The organism is uncultured Pluralibacter sp. (assembly GCF_913775985.1).
Lineage (GTDB): Bacteria > Pseudomonadota > Gammaproteobacteria > Enterobacterales > Enterobacteriaceae > Pluralibacter.
On the sequence record NZ_CAJYMB010000049.1, the window covers coordinates 1 to 17,996 of the forward strand.

The 17,996-nt window shown below is 51.9% G+C and carries 17 protein-coding genes, 1 tRNA gene and 1 other RNA gene; 12 read left to right on the forward strand and 7 right to left on the reverse strand.

Features of this window, described 5'->3' with window-relative positions:
* Together narJ and narI are read left to right on the forward strand one after the other, a co-directional pair.
* On the forward strand, positions 1–400 hold a 400-nt coding region (gene narJ, locus QZ766_RS05870), incomplete at its 5' end, for a nitrate reductase molybdenum cofactor assembly chaperone (protein WP_297198648.1).
* Complete coding sequence (narI, locus tag QZ766_RS05875) at positions 400–1,077, forward strand: respiratory nitrate reductase subunit gamma (RefSeq protein ID WP_297198651.1); 678 nt, start codon at positions 400–402, stop codon at positions 1,075–1,077. The genes narJ and narI, both read left to right, overlap by 1 nt.
* A 6-nt stretch (positions 1,078–1,083) precedes the next feature.
* Here the strand turns inward: narI and QZ766_RS05880 are convergent, their stop codons facing one another.
* The gene (locus QZ766_RS05880) at positions 1,084–1,977 is read right to left on the reverse strand and encodes a DMT family transporter (RefSeq protein WP_297198653.1); all 894 of its coding nucleotides are present in this window, start codon (positions 1,975–1,977) and stop codon (positions 1,084–1,086) included.
* Positions 1,978–2,086: 109 nt separating this feature from the next.
* Here QZ766_RS05880 and QZ766_RS05885 point away from each other — a divergent pair, with 109 nt between their 5' ends.
* Together QZ766_RS05885 and QZ766_RS05890 are read left to right on the forward strand one after the other, a co-directional pair.
* Positions 2,087–2,530, forward strand: coding sequence for an Lrp/AsnC family transcriptional regulator (locus QZ766_RS05885; RefSeq protein ID WP_297198762.1), 444 nt, complete (start codon positions 2,087–2,089; stop codon positions 2,528–2,530).
* Between the two features lie 19 nt (positions 2,531–2,549).
* Positions 2,550–2,945 (forward strand): barstar family protein, encoded by a 396-nt coding sequence (locus tag QZ766_RS05890; protein WP_297198655.1) that lies wholly within the window; start codon positions 2,550–2,552, stop codon positions 2,943–2,945.
* Between the two features lie 162 nt (positions 2,946–3,107).
* On the opposite strand, the gene QZ766_RS05895 is transcribed toward QZ766_RS05890, so the two are convergent.
* The 4 genes from QZ766_RS05895 to QZ766_RS05910 all read right to left on the reverse strand — a co-directional run bounded on the left by QZ766_RS05895 (position 3,108) and on the right by QZ766_RS05910 (position 4,871).
* Positions 3,108–3,238: non-coding RNA, RtT sRNA (locus QZ766_RS05895), on the reverse strand.
* A 42-nt stretch (positions 3,239–3,280) separates the two neighbouring features.
* Positions 3,281–3,365 (reverse strand) — tRNA-Tyr (locus QZ766_RS05900).
* A 156-nt stretch (positions 3,366–3,521) separates the two neighbouring features.
* Positions 3,522–4,364 (reverse strand): formyltetrahydrofolate deformylase, encoded by an 843-nt coding sequence (purU, locus tag QZ766_RS05905; RefSeq protein ID WP_297198659.1) that lies wholly within the window; start codon positions 4,362–4,364, stop codon positions 3,522–3,524.
* Positions 4,365–4,412: 48 nt separating this feature from the next.
* The gene (locus tag QZ766_RS05910) at positions 4,413–4,871 is read right to left on the reverse strand and encodes a YchJ family protein (RefSeq protein ID WP_297198662.1); all 459 of its coding nucleotides are present in this window, start codon (positions 4,869–4,871) and stop codon (positions 4,413–4,415) included.
* A gap of 118 nt (positions 4,872–4,989) precedes the next feature.
* On the opposite strand from QZ766_RS05910, the gene rssA reads away from it, so the two are divergent.
* The 3 genes from rssA to galU all read left to right on the forward strand — a co-directional run bounded on the left by rssA (position 4,990) and on the right by galU (position 8,100).
* The gene (gene rssA / locus QZ766_RS05915; RefSeq protein ID WP_297198665.1) at positions 4,990–5,901 is read left to right on the forward strand and encodes a patatin-like phospholipase RssA; all 912 of its coding nucleotides are present in this window, start codon (positions 4,990–4,992) and stop codon (positions 5,899–5,901) included.
* A gap of 89 nt (positions 5,902–5,990) precedes the next feature.
* Entirely contained in the window at positions 5,991–7,004 is a 1,014-nt protein-coding gene (gene rssB, locus QZ766_RS05920) for a two-component system response regulator RssB (RefSeq protein WP_297198668.1), read from the forward strand.
* A gap of 196 nt (positions 7,005–7,200) precedes the next feature.
* The gene (gene galU / locus QZ766_RS05925) at positions 7,201–8,100 is read left to right on the forward strand and encodes a UTP--glucose-1-phosphate uridylyltransferase GalU (protein ID WP_297198670.1); all 900 of its coding nucleotides are present in this window, start codon (positions 7,201–7,203) and stop codon (positions 8,098–8,100) included.
* 160 nt (positions 8,101–8,260) lie between these two features.
* Here galU and hns read toward each other — a convergent pair whose 3' ends face one another.
* Positions 8,261–8,671 carry a histone-like nucleoid-structuring protein H-NS gene (gene hns / locus QZ766_RS05930; protein ID WP_297198673.1) on the reverse strand — a complete coding sequence of 137 codons (411 nt, stop codon included), beginning with the start codon at positions 8,669–8,671 and terminating at the stop codon, positions 8,261–8,263.
* 504 nt (positions 8,672–9,175) lie between these two features.
* On the opposite strand from hns, the gene tdk reads away from it, so the two are divergent.
* Complete coding sequence (gene tdk / locus QZ766_RS05935; RefSeq protein WP_297198677.1) at positions 9,176–9,802, forward strand: thymidine kinase; 627 nt, start codon at positions 9,176–9,178, stop codon at positions 9,800–9,802.
* Between the two features lie 74 nt (positions 9,803–9,876).
* Here tdk and adhE read toward each other — a convergent pair whose 3' ends face one another.
* Positions 9,877–12,552, reverse strand: coding sequence for a bifunctional acetaldehyde-CoA/alcohol dehydrogenase (gene adhE, locus QZ766_RS05940; RefSeq protein ID WP_297198680.1), 2,676 nt, complete (start codon positions 12,550–12,552; stop codon positions 9,877–9,879).
* Between the two features lie 487 nt (positions 12,553–13,039).
* Between adhE and QZ766_RS05945 the strand changes: the two genes are divergently transcribed.
* From QZ766_RS05945 to oppC, 4 genes are all read left to right on the forward strand, one after another.
* A complete protein-coding gene (locus QZ766_RS05945; RefSeq protein ID WP_297198683.1) occupies positions 13,040–13,687 on the forward strand; it encodes a YchE family NAAT transporter in 648 nt (215 codons plus the stop codon).
* Between the two features lie 752 nt (positions 13,688–14,439).
* Positions 14,440–16,068 carry an oligopeptide ABC transporter substrate-binding protein OppA gene (gene oppA / locus QZ766_RS05950; RefSeq protein ID WP_297198686.1) on the forward strand — a complete coding sequence of 543 codons (1,629 nt, stop codon included), beginning with the start codon at positions 14,440–14,442 and terminating at the stop codon, positions 16,066–16,068.
* Positions 16,069–16,150: 82 nt separating this feature from the next.
* Positions 16,151–17,071 carry an oligopeptide ABC transporter permease OppB gene (oppB, locus tag QZ766_RS05955; RefSeq protein ID WP_297198689.1) on the forward strand — a complete coding sequence of 307 codons (921 nt, stop codon included), beginning with the start codon at positions 16,151–16,153 and terminating at the stop codon, positions 17,069–17,071.
* 14 nt (positions 17,072–17,085) lie between these two features.
* Complete coding sequence (gene oppC, locus QZ766_RS05960; protein WP_297198692.1) at positions 17,086–17,994, forward strand: oligopeptide ABC transporter permease OppC; 909 nt, start codon at positions 17,086–17,088, stop codon at positions 17,992–17,994.
* The last annotated feature ends 2 nt before the right edge of the window (positions 17,995–17,996 follow it).

The following is a 17,996-nucleotide window of genomic DNA, read 5'->3' on the forward strand; positions in this document are numbered from 1 at the left end:
GCTCGACAGCCGCGAGTTGCCGGATCATCTTCCGCTGTATCTGGAATACCTCGCCCAGCTGCCGAAAAGCGAAGCCGTTGGCGGGCTGCAGGACGTGGCGCCGATTCTGGCGCTGCTCAGCGCGCGCCTGACCCAGCGTGAAAGCCGCTACGCCGCGCTGTTTGACGTGCTGCTAAATATCGCCAGTACGCAAATCGACAGCCAGAAAGTGGCGGATAAAATCGCCAGCGAGGTTCGGGACGATACGCCGCAGGCGCTGGATGCAGTCTGGGAAGAAGAGCAGGTTAAGTTTTTTACCGACCAGGGCTGCGCTGAATCTGAAATTGCTGCCCACCAGCGCCGCTTTGCCGGCGCCGTTGCGCCGCAGTATCTGAATATCACTAATGGAGGAGAGCGCTAATGCCCTTTCTGAATATGTTCTTTTTTGATATCTATCCGTACATTGCAGGCGCAGTGTTTCTGATAGGCAGCTGGCTGCGCTACGACTACGGCCAGTACACCTGGCGTGCCGGATCCAGCCAGATGCTGGATCGCAAAGGCATGCACGTGGCCTCTAATCTGTTTCACCTGGGGATTCTTGGGATCTTTGCCGGGCACTTCCTCGGCATGCTGACCCCGCACTGGATGTATGAATCCTTTCTGCCGCTCGAAGTTAAGCAAAAGATGGCCATGTTCGGCGGCGGTGCTGCCGGCGTGCTGTGCCTGATTGGCGGCGTACTGCTGCTCAAGCGTCGCCTGTTTAGCCCGCGGGTGCGCGCCACAACCACCACAGCGGATATCCTGATCCTGACTCTGCTGGTGATCCAGTGTGCGCTGGGCCTGATTACCATTCACTTCTCGGCTCAGCATCCGGACGGCAGTGAAATGATGAAGCTGGTCAACTGGGCGCAGTCAGTGGTGACCTTCCACGGCGGTGCGTCCCATTATCTGGACGGGGTAGCCTTTGTCTATCGCGTGCATATCGTGCTGGGCATGACGCTGTTCCTGTTGTTCCCGTTCTCCCGACTGGTACACATCTGGAGCGTTCCGGTTGAGTACCTGACCCGTAAATATCAGATTGTGCGCGCGCGCCGCTGATAGTGGTTACGCTGAACCGGGGCCCCGCATTTGCGGGGCCTCTTTTTTTGTTCCCCAGCCCAGATTGTTGCCCGCCGCAGAAAGCAATATCAGGATCCCGCCGGCGGCCTGCGCCAGCGTCAGGGTGTGCCCGAAGACCAGCGCGTCAACCAGCAGGGCAACTAAGGGATAGATAAACGACAGAGAGCCGATAACTGGGGTCGGCAATTTCTGAATGGCGCTGTAGAGCAGTTGATACATGATGCCGGTATGCACGATACCCAGCGTGAGCAGAATACCCCAGGGCAGGGGGATTCCTGTTGGCGCGAGGTGGGCCAGAGGCAGCAGCATTACAATACCGGTGAGACATTGAATAAGCGCAATTTGCCGGGGCGGGAACGCCTTCAGGTGGCGGGTAATAATTGCCGTCAGGGCATAGAAAAAAGCGGCGCCCAGCGCCAGCATAATGCCTGAGGCAAGGTGGCCTTTGCCGCCGGTGTGCAAATCGCTGGAGAGTAAAATTATCACTCCCGCAAATGCCAGCAGCAGCCAGCCCCACTTCAGCAGGCCAACTCGCTCTCCGAGCGCGATCCCCATTAACACCAGCATAAACGGTTGCGTATTGTAGACGACCGTTGCCATCCCCATTGAGATGTCCGTGTAGGCGGCAAAGAGCAGCAGCCAGTTAATCACTAGCGCTACGCCGCCGCCCGCGGCCAGCAGCAGCTGGCGCAGGGTAAATCGGGAAAAAGGTGTTTTGCTAAAATAGATAAACGCCATTAATGCCGCAGCGCCGATGACGCAACGCCAGAACACCACATCGATAACGGCTAATCCAGAAAGGAGCTCGAAGGCGCCAATAGAGCCAGAGATAATCATCGCCAGAATCATCTGGCAAGTGCCTGTTTTAAAATCGCGCATGGAAGGGCTCCTGAATGTAGTCTGATTATTCTCAAGAATATGCGGCGCAAAGGCCATTATCAGGATAAGGTGGATGCCGGAATTTACCTTGATTTCAAAGGCTGTTTATATGAGTAGCTTAATTGATAACACCGACCGCGCCATTCTCACCTGCCTGGAGCAGGACGCAAGAATGTCACTTAAAACGCTTAGCGGCATGATCGGCCTGACCTCACCCAGCACGGCCGAACGCCTCAGGCGTCTTGAGGAGAGGGGGATTATTCAGGGCTACAGCGCCCGGATAAATATCGCTGAATTAGGTTACAGCCTGCAGGTGCTGGTCCGGGTTCGTCCTTTGCCTGGCATGCTCAAAAAAGTTGAAAAATATCTGCAGGCGCTCGCCATATGTATTGAGTGTGACAAGGTAACGGGCGAGGACTGCTTCGTGGCGCGGATGGTGGTGAGAGATATTGCTCATCTCGACACAGAGCTGGACCAGCTTGCAGAGATGGCGCAGTGCAATACCTCGATAATTAAAAGCTCACCCGTCACGCGCAGGTTGCCTGCTTTGTAGTTCAGCTTCAGGAAATTGTATGTCAAAGAATGTGTTGTACATTAACGGCGCGAATATTCACGATATTGCGTCATTTTATACGGAAATTAACCGGGTATTTATGGTTGGCGAAACGTGGACGCTGGGTGAAAGTCTCGATGCGCTGGATGACATGCTCTACGGCGGATACGGCGTTTTACACAATTCGGCCACGGCGGTGGTGATCTGGCAACAAATGGAGAAAAACCGCACCGATCTTGGAGAGGAGGAAACCCGCTGCTGGTATCGTGAGAAACTCAGGCAGCCCGAACGTTTTAATGCTGCTCTGTTTCAGCGAAAGCTGATTGAGCTTGATAGCGGAAGCGGAGAGTTATTTTTTGATATTGTGCTGGAAATTTTCAACAGCCATTCGAACATCAGCCTGCGTCAGGAGTAAGGGGCGGTATTGGTGCGGGTGCGGGTGGCTTTACGTGCGGAATATGAGAGTTATGATGTTCGCCGAGCTCGAATCGAACCTTGGTCGAAGCTTCTCATCCTTCCCCGGTTGGGAATAAATGAAACGTTGTGCAGGTATTGCCGTTGAGATTTTAGATCAGGATGGTGGTGGGGGAAGGATAACTCGTCGCTGCGCTCCTCGCCCTTCGGGTCGCTGCCTGCGGCAGCGCTTTCTCGCTGCGCTCGAATCGAACCTTGGTCGAAGCTTCTCATCCTTCCCGATCGAGAATAAATGAATCGTTGTGCTTAATTGAGTTATGCGGATTTCTAAAAGGATGGTGGTGGGGGAAGGATTCGAACCTTCGAAGTCGATGACGGCAGATTTACAGTCTGCTCCCTTTGGCCGCTCGGGAACCCCACCACGGGGTATTGCTTATCACTGGCCTGCTCCTTGCGGGAGCGGGGCGCATCATATCAAATGACGCGCCTCTGTAAAGCACTCCTTTACTAAAAATGAACCGGTTGCCTGCTTTTTATGCGTAACGCTGCAAAGCTAACCATCTCATTTTATAAAGGATTAAAGAATAATCGTCCGGTTACCGTAGACGAACACCCGCTGTGCCAGCACCTGATATAGCGCCCGGCTCAGAACATTCTTTTCCACGTCCCGGCCAGCGCGCATCATATCTTCTGCGGTATAGCTGTGATCGACGTGGATAACGTCCTGCATAATAATCGGACCTTCATCAAGATTATCATTCACATAGTGAGCCGTGGCGCCAATAATTTTTACGCCGCGCTCGTAAGCCTGGTGGTAGGGGCGCGCGCCAATAAACGCCGGCAAAAATGAATGGTGGATATTGATGATTTTATTCGGGAAGCGGGATACAAAAGAGGGCGTCAGAACGCGCATATATTTTGCCAGCACTACGTAATCCGGCTGGTGGGCTTCGATGGCGTCGGCCATAAGCGTATCGTGCGCTTCGCGGGTGTGTCCTTCATGGCTAACCAGCTCGAACGGAATATCGAAACGCTCAACGAGCGGGCGCAGCGTTTCGTGATTGCCAATAACTGCAGCAATTTCGACGTCCAGTCCGCCGTAGTTTGCTTTCATCAGCAGATCGCCCAGGCAGTGCGCCTCTTTTGTCACCAGAATAACGATGCGGCGGCGGCCAGCCGGATTCAGCTCGCGAACCGAACCCGCCGGAAGCGCGCTGTCCAGATCCGCCAGCAGTGTGGCATCGTTGAAAATCCCTTCCAGCTCGGTACGCATAAAGAAGCGTCCGGTGCGGTGATCGACAAACTCATTGTTCTGGACAATGTTCAGCTCGTGTTTGTAGCAAATATTGGTGATGCGTGCGATCAGGCCCTTCTGGTCCGGACAGATAGTGCGCAAAATTTTACGTTGTATTGAGTGCATTGCGGGGTAAATCCTGTTGAAAGTGTGTGCAACTTTAGCCGCGCTGTCTTATTGACCACAGCATTTTTTAAATTTTTTACCCGAGCCGCAGGGGCAAGCATCGTTGCGGCCAATTGCCGGGCGGGTGCCGTCGATATAGTACCACTGTTCATTTTCTTTTAAGAATCGTGAGCGTTCAATGATGGCGCCAGATTTTTGACCGTCGCGATATCTGGCGACGAAACTGACAAAACCTTCATTTTCATGCTGGCCCGGTTCAGCGGAAAATATCGTTAACCCCAGCCATTCAGTGCCGGCGAAGCCTTGTTCAAGCTCGGCTCTGAGCGCCTGAGGATTACAGTCAGGGTGCCAGGTGGCGATCAGATAGTCCGCGTTTTTTTTAACGAAAGCGGTGTAACGTGAACGCATAAGGTGTGATGGAGTTGGCGCTGGCTGTGCGCCGCTGAGATATCGCTGACAACATGCGCTATACTCCAGTGCGTTACCACACGGGCAAAATTGCTGCATTGACGCCTCTCGTGAAATCATAAAATGTCGAAGACGCAACAGCGTCGGGCGGCAAATATGTTAACCGAGCAGAGGCAATCTTGCTACGATAAGAAGTGGAGGATGTCCACCTGCTGTAATGAGAAAATTAAAAATAGGCCTTGCCCTTGGAGCGGGTGCTGCGAGGGGCTGGTCGCATATTGGCGTCATTAAAGCCCTCGAAAAAATGGGCGTTGAAATTGATATTGTTGCCGGCTGCTCAATTGGTGCGCTGGTCGGGGCTGCCTATGCCTGCGATCGGTTAGATCCTCTTCAGCGCTGGGTTAAATCTTTCAGCTACTGGGACGTTCTTCGCCTGATGGATCTGTCATGGCGACGCGGCGGTTTATTACGCGGCGAACGGGTATTTAGCCACTTCCGCCAGCTTTTGCCGGCAGAGACTATCGAGGCCTGCGAGCGCAAGTTTGCGGCAGTAGCGACAAATTTAAGTACCGGGCGTGAACTTTGGTTTACGGAAGGCGATATTAATCACGCCGTTCGCGCTTCGTGCAGCATTCCTGGCCTGATGGCGCCTGTCTTGCACAATGGCTACTGGCTGGTGGACGGCGCGGTCGTCAATCCTGTCCCCGTTTCGCTAACCCGGGCGATGGGGGCGGATATCGTGATTGCGGTAGATCTACAGCACGATGCCCACCTGATGCAACAGGATATGCTGTCAGTAAATCTGCAGTCGGAATTGCATAATGGAGGAGAGGGCACATCGGCCTCCCTGTACGAGCGCATACGAAAGCGAACCCGGGAGATGACCACACGCCGCAAAATAGCAGCGCCTACGGCGATGGAGATTATGTCTACTTCCATTCAGGTTCTGGAAAATAGACTGAAACGAAACCGTATGGCAGGTGATCCTCCCGATATTTTGATTCAACCGTTTTGCCCACAAATATCCACACTCGATTTCCACCGTGCCGCTGCCGCAATCGCTGCCGGTAAATTGGCCGTCGAGAAGAAGATGGATGAATTGTTACCGTTAGTGCAAGGCCCGCGCTAAGCACTTTATCTGAAGACTTCAGCAAAATCTGACAGGCGGTACGATGAATAGATGCCACTATTGTCGCACTGTCAGCCAGGGGAGATATCATGACGCAGCCATTGGCGGGAAAACTCATTCTAATCGTTGAGGACGAGCCTGTTTTCCGCTCATTACTCGATTCCTGGCTCTTGTCTCTGGGCGCCGAAACGGTGCTGGCGGAAGACGGGCTGGATGCGACAGCCAAAATGGAGAAGCTAAACCCCGACCTGATGATTTGCGATATTGCCATGCCAAAAATGGATGGCCTGATGTTAATAGAGCATTTGCGTAATCAAGGTCATCAGTTGCCAATTCTTGTTATCTCCGCAACCGAAAATATGGCCGATATTGCGAAAGCCTTACGTCTGGGCGTGCAGGATGTGCTGTTAAAGCCGGTGCAGGATCTGGAAAAGCTTCGTGAAACTGTTTTCGCCTGCCTCTATCCGAATATGTTCAACTCTCGGGTTGAGGAGGAAGAGCGCTTATTTGAGGACTGGGATGCGCTGGTCAGTAATCCGCCGGCCGCCGCTAAACTGCTGCAGGAGCTTCAGCCTCCGGTGCAGCAAACAATTTCACACTGCCGGGTTAACTACCGCCAGCTGGTTGCGGCAGATAAACCGGGGCTGGTTCTCGACATTGCGCCACTTTCCGATAACGACCTGGCTTTTTATTGCCTTGATGTAACCCGGGCAGGGGACAATGGCGTTCTTGCGGCCCTGCTACTGCGGGCAATTTTCAATAGCCTCCTTCAGGAGCAGCTAACCCATCGTGGGCAGCGGCTGCCGGAACTGGGCAGCCTGCTTAAGCAGGTAAATCATCTGCTGCGTCAGGCAAGCCTGACCGGGCAATTTCCGCTGCTGGTGGGGTACTATCACAGCGGGATCAAAAATCTCATTCTGGTGTCTGCAGGGCTGAACGGCACGTTAAACGCCGGCGAGAGACAGATTCAGATAAGTAATGGTGTTCCGTTAGGCACGATGGGTAACACCTACTTAAACCAGCTAAGCCAGCGCTGTGACGCCTGGCAGTGCCAAATCTGGGGCAGCGGAGGCCGTTTACGCCTGATGTTGTCCACGGAGTGAGCATTCGACAAAACTACAAAATATTGCAATAAACACATATTCAAAGCGATGTTATTATTAGCAGACAGCTTTAGTCATTATCTTAATTCTGGCTACACCTTTCTTTTCAGACCCGGCTCATACGGCGGGTCTGATATACTTAAGCTCTTAATAATTAACAATGACGTTCAAGAGATGAACAGTTCAGGAGATTAAAATGGCTTCAATAGATTCTAAAGTCACGAAGGCCGTCATTCCGGTTGCAGGATTGGGGACCAGGATGCTACCCGCCACGAAAGCGATTCCTAAAGAAATGCTTCCGCTGGTCGACAAGCCATTGATCCAGTACGTCGTTAACGAATGTATTGCCGCCGGGATCACTGAAATTGTGCTGGTAACCCATTCTTCTAAAAACTCTATCGAAAACCATTTCGATACCAGCTTCGAACTGGAAGCCATGCTCGAAAAGCGCGTTAAGCGCCAGCTTCTGGAAGAAGTACAGGCTATTTGCCCTCCGCACGTGACCATCATGCAGGTGCGTCAGGGCCTCGCTAAAGGCCTGGGGCACGCGGTATTGTGCGCGCATCCGGTCGTGGGTGATGAGCCGGTGGCGGTTATCCTGCCGGACGTTATCCTGGATGAGTTCGAATCCGATCTTTCCCGCGACAACCTCGCCGAAATGATTAAGCGTTTCGATGAAACCGGCGCGAGCCAGATTATGGTTGAACCTGTTGATGATGTTACCGCTTACGGTGTTGTTGACTGTAAAGGCGAAAATATGAATCCGGGCGACAGCGTACCGATGGTTGGCGTGGTTGAAAAACCGAAGAAAGAAGAAGCACCTTCCAATTTTGCCGTCGTAGGTCGCTATGTTCTGAGTGCTGAAATTTGGCCGCTGCTGGCAAAAACACCTCCGGGAGCCGGGGATGAAATTCAGCTCACTGATGCAATCGATATGCTTATCGAGAAAGAGACGGTAGAAGCCTATCATATGAAGGGCAAGAGCCACGATTGCGGCAATAAGCTGGGATACATGCAGGCGTTTGTCGAATATGGTATTCGCCACAAAACGCTGGGTGCAGATTTCAAAGCCTGGCTGGAAAAAGCGGTTGGCTAAGTAGTATCCATTAAGCGATAACATAACAAACCAGGAGCAGCTTATGGCCTGGTTTTTTATTGCCTGGGATTTGTACAGACTTAGCTGATGTGGCAGTTCTGTAAATAAAAAAAGTAAAAAAAATCCCGCCGAAGCGGGATTTATGAGTCAGAAAAGCGGCTTATTTCAGGAGGAAATCTTCCAGAGTTTTACCCTGCTCATCCATTGCTTTTTTGATCACGGCCGGAGTGCGACCCTGGCCAGTCCATGTTTTGGTTTCACCGTTTTCGTCTACATAGCTATATTTAGCCGGACGTGCTGCACGCTTGGTTTTCGTACCGGTTTTAACTGCGGACATGCTGTTCAGCAGTTCATTCGGGTCGATACCGTCAGCAATAAGCATTTCACGGTACTGCTGCAGTTTACGCGTGCGTTCTTCGATTTCAGCAGCCGCAGCGCTTTCTTCTTCACGACGTTCGTTAACAACAACTTCTAACTTTTCCAGCATTTCTTCGAGCGTTTCTAAAGTGCATTCTCTTGCCTGTGCACGAAGAGTACGGATGTTGTTCAAAATTTTAAGTGCTTCGCTCATTGTAGTATTCTCAAACTTATATTGTGGGGTGGTTTGTTTTTCTAATAATAGAGCGTTAATTTCATATATGCAATAGGGCTGATTGTAATGAAATCAAAAATACAGGCTGGTCTGTCATATTTATTAATAAAGGTAAGTTAAAAATTGCATGATCTCTCTCATCAGCCGAGGTCACTACTCTGGCATACACCCTTTTGGAGTATGCCTTTTAGGAGCAATGGTATACAACTATATATCCTGTAATTCAAATCTTAACTGAATAACGCACCGCTACAGCCAGCGTTATTCATCAAATGCTATAGCGTCTCTTATCAATAAACATTCATTAACTTATGATTAATATCTGAACGGTTAAACGCCATAATCCAGATGTACATTAACGAATAATGCTTCATGTTTTGTGTGACCACATCGGATACCGGAGAGACTTACGTCCGCAACCGCAGGGCAATATGGTACAATTATCTGCATTGAACGATGATGATTTCTGGGGTGTTGCTGTAAATGGCACAACTATATTTTTACTATTCTGCAATGAATGCCGGTAAATCGACGGCGCTTTTACAGTCCTCATATAATTACCAGGAGCGGGGAATGCGCACTCTGGTTTATACCGCCGAGATAGACGACCGCTTTGGCGCCGGTAAAGTTAGCTCGCGCATCGGTCTTTCTTCGCCGGCGAGGCTTTATAACCAGCATACCGCGTTGTATAGCGACATCGCCGCTATGCACGCTCAGGAGGCCATCCACTGCGTGCTGGTGGACGAGAGCCAGTTTCTGACGCGACAGCAGGTCTACGACCTGTCTGAGGTCGTTGACGAGCTGGATATCCCGGTGCTCTGTTACGGCCTGCGTACGGATTTCCGCGGCGAGCTATTTACCGGTAGTCAGTATCTATTAGCCTTGTCAGATAAGCTGGTGGAACTTAAGACTGTGTGTTTTTGCGGGCGTAAAGCGGGTATGGTGCTGCGCCTGGATCAAGCAGGCCGCCCTTATAACGAAGGGGAGCAGGTGGTGATCGGCGGCAATGAGCGCTATGTCTCCGTCTGCCGCAAGCATTATAAAGAAGCGCTGATAGAAGGCTCCCTGACAATAGTTCAGCAGCGGGTGAGGGGTTCTGGCGCGGTTTAATCTGTCATTGTGATATCGGTTATAGCCACAAAAAAACCCGCCATCAGGCGGGTTTCGTTTACTGGCTTACGATATTAAGCGTTCTTCTTCACTTTTTTATCGGCTTTCGCCGGAGCCGCTGCTTTCACCTCTGTAGTGGCGCCCTCAACATAATCGCGTCCGTAGAAGGTATCCAGCAGGATTTGCTTCAGCTCGGCAATCAGCGGGTAGCGCGGGTTAGCGCCGGTGCACTGGTCATCGAAAGCATCTTCTGACAGCTTATCAACGTGGGCCAGGAAATCGGCTTCCTGAACGCCAGCTTCGCGGATAGAACGCGGAATACCCAGTTCGGCTTTCAGACTCTCCAGCCAGCCCAGCAGTTTTTCGATCTTCGCTGCGGTGCGGTCGCCAGGGGCTGACAGGCCGAGGTGATCGGCGATTTCAGCGTAGCGGCGGCGGGCCTGCGGGCGATCGTACTGGCTGAAAGCGGTCTGCTTGGTTGGATTGTCATTCGCGTTATAGCGAATCACGTTGCTGATAAGCAGGGCGTTTGCCAGACCGTGCGGGATGTGGAACTGCGAGCCCAGCTTATGCGCCATTGAGTGACACACGCCGAGGAAGGCGTTTGCAAACGCGATACCGGCAATAGTCGCTGCACTGTGAACGCGCTCGCGGGCAACCGGATTTTTACTGCCTTCGTGGTAAGACGCCGGCAGATTCTCTTTCAGCAGTTTGAGCGCCTGCAGAGCCTGACCGTCGGAGAACTCGGAGGCCAGTACGGAAGCGTAGGCTTCCAGCGCGTGGGTAACCGCATCGAGGCCACCGAAAGCGCACAGCGACTTCGGCATGTCCATCACCAGGTTGGCATCCACAATCGCCATATCCGGCGTCAGGGCGTAGTCGGCCAGCGGATATTTCTGTCCGGTAGCATCGTCGGTCACAACTGCAAACGGCGTAACTTCAGAGCCGGTACCTGAAGTGGTGGTAACAGCGATCATTTTCGCTTTTACGCCCATTTTCGGGAATTTGTAGATACGCTTACGGATATCCATAAAGCGCAGCGCCAGCTCTTCAAACGCAGTTTCCGGGTGCTCGTACATCACCCACATAATTTTCGCCGCATCCATCGGGGAACCGCCGCCGAGAGCGATAATCACGTCCGGCTTGAAGGAGTTAGCCAGGTCGGCGCCTTTGCGCACGACGCTCAGGGTTGGGTCGGCTTCTACTTCAAAAAATACCTCAACTTCAACACCGGCGGCCTTCAGCACGGAAGTGATCTGATCCGCATAGCCGTTGTTGAACAGGAAGCGGTCGGTTACCACCAGCGCACGCTTGTGCCCATCGGTGATAACTTCATCCAGTGCGATAGGCAGTGAACCGCGACGGAAGTAGATTGATTTCGGAAGCTTGTGCCACAACATATTTTCAGCTCGCTTAGCAACGGTTTTCTTGTTGATCAGATGCTTAGGACCAACGTTCTCAGAGATGGAGTTACCACCCCATGAACCACATCCCAGAGTCAGGGACGGCGCGAGTTTAAAGTTGTACAGGTCACCGATACCGCCCTGGGAGGCCGGTGTGTTGATCAGAATACGTGCGGTCTTCATTTTGTCGCCGAAGAACTTAACGCGCTCCGGCTGGTTGTCCTGATCGGTGTACAGGCACGAGGTGTGGCCAATACCGCCCATCTCCACCAGTTTCTCTGCTTTATTTACCGCATCGTCAAAGTCTTTGGCGCGGTACATCGCGAGGGTTGGAGAAAGTTTTTCGTGGGCAAACGGCTCAGACTCATCCACGGCGGACACTTCGCCAATCAGAATTTTAGTGCTGGCCGGTACGGTAAAGCCTGCCAGTTCAGCGATTTTTGCTGCCGGCTGGCCAACGATAGCGGCATTCAGCGCGCCGTTTTTCAGGATGATGTTCTGAACGGCTTTCAGCTCGCTGCCCTGCAGCATGTAGCCGCCGTGGGTTTCAAAACGCTCGCGAACCGCATCATAGACCGAATCTACAACCACAACAGACTGTTCGGAGGCGCAGATAACGCCGTTATCGAAAGTTTTAGACATCAGCACGGAGGCCACCGCACGTTTGATGTCTGCGGTTTCGTCAATAACCACTGGCGTGTTGCCGGCGCCAACGCCGATAGCCGGTTTACCGGAGCTGTAGGCTGCTTTAACCATGCCCGGACCGCCGGTCGCCAGGATCATATTGATATCCGGGTGATGCATCAGCGCATTAGACAGCTCGACGGAAGGCTGATCGATCCAGCCGATAAGATCTTTCGGTGCGCCCGCGGCGATAGCAGCCTGCAGAACGATGTCTGCTGCTTTGTTGGTGGCGTCTTTAGCACGAGGATGCGGAGAGAAGATAATACCGTTACGGGTTTTCAGGCTGATCAGCGATTTGAAAATCGCGGTTGAGGTTGGGTTGGTGGTTGGAACGATGCCGCAGATGATACCAATCGGTTCGGCGATGGTGATGGTACCAAAGGTGTCATCTTCAGAGAGGACGCCACAGGTTTTTTCATCTTTATAGGCATTATAAATGTACTCGGAAGCAAAGTGGTTTTTGATCACTTTATCTTCAACAATCCCCATGCCGGATTCGGCAACGGCCAGTTTTGCTAATGGAATTCGAGCATTTGCGGCAGCCAGGGCGGCAGCGCGGAAAATTTTATCAACCTGTTCTTGAGTAAAGTTGGCATATTCCCGCTGAGCTTTTTTTACGCGCTCGACGAGGGCGTTGAGTTCAGCAACGTTAGTAACAGCCATAATGCTCTCCTGATAATGTTAAACTTTTTTAGTAAAGCAGTTGCGCAAGCCCCAGTATAGACGACGGGGAGTAGTGCTGATGTAACACACAGTAAATTAACGTTTTTTTACGTTCTGTTCGCACGACTGATTTACTAAAAAAGCCTTGTCCATTTCAGCCTCAGTTCAGAAATTGATATCCTCTGTTGGCATTATCAAGATTACCCACTTCTAAGTAGAAAATACGTGATCGGCGTCAAGATTAACGCAAGCTGACACCTTTCAGCAGGCGGTTTTTGTGCGGTTTTGTAAATTATTAAAATCCAGATGAGCTGTGGGACCGGGTTGTTCGCACTACAGGTTTATTAATGAATATTACGCGCCCCGCCGTGCTCGGGCGGCCAGGGCAAATTTCGCGTGAACAACGTGAATAAAAAGCGTATCTTCAGCACAATTTTGCGCTTCGTTTCATTGTGCTCATTTTGTTTGATAAGGCCGCTTTAATACCGTGATACAGACGCTTTTCGATTTTCCAACCTACATCAAGTTTTTCATTGGCCTGTTTGCACTGGTAAACCCGGTGGGGATCATCCCTGTCTTTATCAGTATGACCAGCTACCAGACCGCGCCGGCGCGTAACAAAACCAACATGACGGCGAACCTCTCTGTCGCCATCATTTTGTGGACGTCACTGTTTCTGGGAAACGGCATCCTGCAGGCATTTGGGATCTCTATTGACTCGTTTCGTATCGCGGGCGGTATTCTGGTGGTGACCATCGCCATGTCGATGATCAGCGGTAAACTTGGCGAGGATAAGCAGAACAAGCAGGAAAAATCAGAGACAGCCATACGTGAAAGCGTGGGCGTTGTTCCACTGGCGCTGCCTTTGATGGCGGGGCCGGGCGCAATCAGCTCTACTATTGTCTGGGGCACGCGCTATCATAACATCGCTCACCTGATCGGGTTTTCTGTCGCTATCGCGCTGTTTGCCGCCTGCTGCTGGGGGCTTTTTCGCATCGCGCCGTGGCTTGTTCGCCTGCTGGGACAGACCGGTATTAACGTCATTACCCGTATTATGGGCCTGCTGCTGATGTCGCTGGGCATCGAGTTTATCGTCGCCGGCATAAAATCCAGCTTCCCCGGGCTCCTTAGTTAATCCCTTTTGGGTAGCGCGAAGCCGCCACACTTGCGCGCTGCCCTTATCAACTATTAGCAAATCCTATCAATTAATTTGAAAATAGCGCCGCTGAGCGGATCGCCCGTTTTCACATGTTCTATTTATATTCAACGTGTTGATGAGTTTCCTTGCTCCGTCTTTCGGCGCGGCCATTGCTATTTCTTTCCACTCGCGTCGAGAGGCTTGCTGTGCTTTCAGCGAAATGATAATAGTAATTTATCCCTGGCAGCAGAGTTATGTGCTAAATAATGACCAGATGTTAATTTTTTGTGCAAGAATTGGTCGCCCGGCACAGGCCGACACTGTTGAATGAAGAATTTATTATAATTTATTGTTATTAAAAGATATTCCAATTATTCATTAATGTGTGTCGTTAACCTGATCGCGGCTGTAAGAGGGATAAAAGCGCATCAGTTAACAATTTTGCAAAATGTATTGGCGAGCGGGATATTCCTTTGATACTTTCCGGCGGTAATACGCGCGAAACAGATCCATAGATGAGAGTGATTATCATCTCTTGTCTGAACATCGTTTATGCCATCCCGGCAGGGGATGAGGCAAAAGAATCGACGCCAGGCTGCCAGCAGAGCGGCCGTAATAAATAAGTCGATGATAGCAGCAGTTAAAAATAACACCCGGCGGACGCTCTCACTCCTGCGCCAACGGGCCGCGCAAGCGGGATAAAACAGGCTGGTTGAACCAGTAATTATAATGAGCGGAGTATCAACACAATGACCATCATCACAAAAAAAAGTCTTATCACCGCAGGCATTCTGACGGCGCTATTCGCAGGAAGCGTTATGGCAGCAGAGGTTCCTGCGGGCGTTACGCTGGCAGCGAAACAGGAGCTGGTACGTAACAATGGCTCCGAGCCACAGTCTCTGGACCCGCATAAAATTGAGGGCGTGCCGGAATCAAATATTAGCCGCGACCTGTTTGAAGGTTTGCTGGTCAGCGATTTAAACGGTCACCCGATTCCGGGCGTGGCTGAGAAGTGGGAAAATAAAGATTTTAAAGTCTGGACCTTCCACCTGCGTAAGGACGCAAAGTGGTCCAACGGCGATCCGGTGACTGCACAGGACTTCGTTTACAGCTGGCAGCGGGTTTCTGACCCTAAGACTGCCTCTCCGTACGCGAGCTTTCTTCAGTACGGCCATTTAGTTAATGTTGATGATGTAATCGCCGGTAAAAAGCCCGTTACCGATCTGGGTGTTAAAGCCATTGACGACCATACCCTTGAAGTGACCCTCAGCGAGCCGGTGCCTTATTTTTATAAGCTGCTGACACATCCGACAACTTCTCCAGTGCCGAAAGCCGTGATTGAGAAATACGGCGACAAATGGACCCAGCCGGCCAATATCGTTACCAACGGTGCCTACAAGCTAACTGACTGGGTAGTCAACGAGCGCATCGTGATGGAGCGCAATCCCAACTACTGGAACAATGCCAAAACGGTCATCAACAAGGTCACCTATCTGCCCATTTCTTCTGAAGTTACCGATGTTAACCGCTACCGCAGCGGTGAAATCGATATGACCTACAACAACCTGCCTATCGAACTTTTTCAGAAGCTTAAAAAAGAAATTCCTAAAGAATTGCACGTCGATCCTTATCTGTGCACCTATTACTACGAAATAAACAACCAGAAAGCGCCGTTTACCGATGTGCACGTGCGTACCGCGCTCAAGCTGGGCATGGACCGCGATATTATTGTCAATAAAGTTAAAAATCAGGGCGACTTACCGGCCTTTGGTTTTACTCCGCCTTATATTGACGGGGCGAAGCTGACCAAGCCCGAGTGGTTCACCTGGACTCAGGAAAAGCGTAACGCGGAGGCGAAAAAGTTACTTGCCGAAGCGGGCTACACCGCCGATAAACCGCTGACATTTAATCTGCTGTATAACACCTCCGATCTCCACAAAAAGCTGGCCATTGCCGCCGCGGCTATCTGGAGAAAAAATCTCGGTGTTAATGTGAAGCTGGAAAACCAGGAGTGGAAAACCTTCCTCGATACCCGACATCAGGCGACATTCGACGTTGCGCGCGCGGGCTGGTGTGCGGATTATAATGAGCCGACGTCATTCCTGAATATCATGGTTTCTAACAGCTCAAGTAACACCTCTCATTATAAGAGCCCGGCGTTTGATAAAATTATTGCCGACACGCTTAAAGTTTCAAATGAAGGTGAGCGCAGCGAACTTTACAACAAAGCAGAACAGCAGCTGGATAAAGATTCCGCAATTGTGCCCGTTTACTATTACGTAAACGCTCGTCTTGTTAAACCGTGGGTTGGGGGTTACACCGGAAAAGATCCGATGGATAATACCTATACCAGAGATATGTATATCATTAAGCACTAATGGCAAGCGGCAGGGCAGCAGATGCTGCCCTGCAGTGTCTGAATAATCGGTAGGCAAAGGCACACGCCATAAGGTACGGGCAATGTTAAAATTTATTCTACGTCGCTGTCTTGAAGCGATCCCCACGCTCTTTATTCTGATCACCATCTCCTTCTTTATGATGCGCCTGGCGCCCGGCAGTCCCTTTACCGGGGAACGCACGCTGCCGCCGGAAGTGATGGCAAACATCGAAGCCAAATATCATCTTAACGATCCCATCGGCCTGCAGTACGTCAACTATCTGAAGCAGCTGGCGCACGGTGATTTTGGCCCGTCTTTTAAGTACAAAGATTACACGGTGAATGACCTGGTGGCGTCCAGCTTCCCGGTCTCGGCAAAACTCGGTGCGGCGGCGTTTATTCTGGCTCTCGTGCTGGGCGTCACCGCTGGCGTTATTGCCGCGCTTAAGCAAAATACGAAATGGGATTTTGCCGTGATGGGCGTGGCGATGACTGGCGTGGTTATTCCGAGCTTCGTGGTCGCGCCGCTGCTGGTGATGGTCTTCGCCATTATGCTGCACTGGCTCCCCGGCGGCGGCTGGAACGGCGGGGCGCTCAAGTTCATGATCCTGCCGATGGTGGCGCTGTCGCTGGCCTATATTGCCAGCATCGCGCGTATCACCCGCGGCTCGATGATTGAGGTGCTGCACTCCAACTTTATCCGCACCGCGAGGGCGAAAGGGCTGCCGATGCGCCGCATTATCTTTCGCCACGCGCTGAAGCCGGCGCTGCTGCCGGTTCTCTCTTATCTCGGTCCGGCGTTCGTTGGGATTATTACCGGCTCGATGGTTATTGAAACCATCTACGGCCTGCCGGGTATTGGTCAGCTTTTTGTTAACGGTGCCCTTAACCGCGACTATTCGCTGGTGCTGAGCCTCACGATTCTGGTGGGCGCGCTGACCATTCTGTTTAACGCTATCGTTGATGTGCTGTATGCCGTTATCGATCCGAAAATTCGTTACTGAGGCCGGAGTACGCCATGATGTTGAGTAAGAAAAACAGCGAGGCGCTGGAAAGCTTCAGTGAAAAACTGGACGTGGAAGGACGCAGCCTCTGGCAGGACGCCCGCCGGCGCTTTATGCATAACCGCGCCGCGGTGGCCAGCCTGTGCGTATTACTGGTGATTGCGCTCTTCGTGACGCTGGCGCCGATGTTGTCGCAGTTCAGCTATTTTGATACCGACTGGAACATGATGTCGAGCGCGCCGGACATGGAATCCGGGCACTATTTCGGTACCGACTCTTCCGGACGAGACCTGCTGGTGCGCGTAGCCATCGGCGGGCGCATTTCGCTGATGGTCGGCATTGCCGCCGCGCTGGTGGCGGTCGTCGTCGGCACGCTGTACGGCTCCCTTTCCGGCTACCTTGGCGGCAAAGTGGACTCGGTGATGATGCGCCTGCTGGAAATCCTTAACTCCTTTCCCTTTATGTTCTTCGTTATCCTGCTGGTTACCTTTTTCGGTCAGAACATCCTGCTGATTTTCGTGGCTATCGGCATGGTTTCCTGGCTCGATATGGCGCGTATCGTACGCGGCCAGACCCTGAGCCTGAAGCGTAAAGAGTTTATCGAAGCCGCTCAGGTGGGTGGGGTTTCAACGGTGAATATCGTAGTGCGGCATATCGTGCCGAACGTGCTGGGCGTGGTGGTGGTGTACGCCTCGCTGCTGGTGCCCAGCATGATCCTGTTTGAGTCATTCCTGAGCTTCCTGGGTCTCGGCACTCAGGAGCCGCTAAGCAGCTGGGGCGCGCTGTTAAGCGACGGCGCTAACTCGATGGAAGTCTCTCCCTGGTTACTGATGTTCCCGGCGGGTTTTCTGGTAGTGACCCTGTTCTGTTTTAACTTTATCGGCGACGGCCTGCGCGATGCCCTCGACCCGAAAGATCGCTAAGG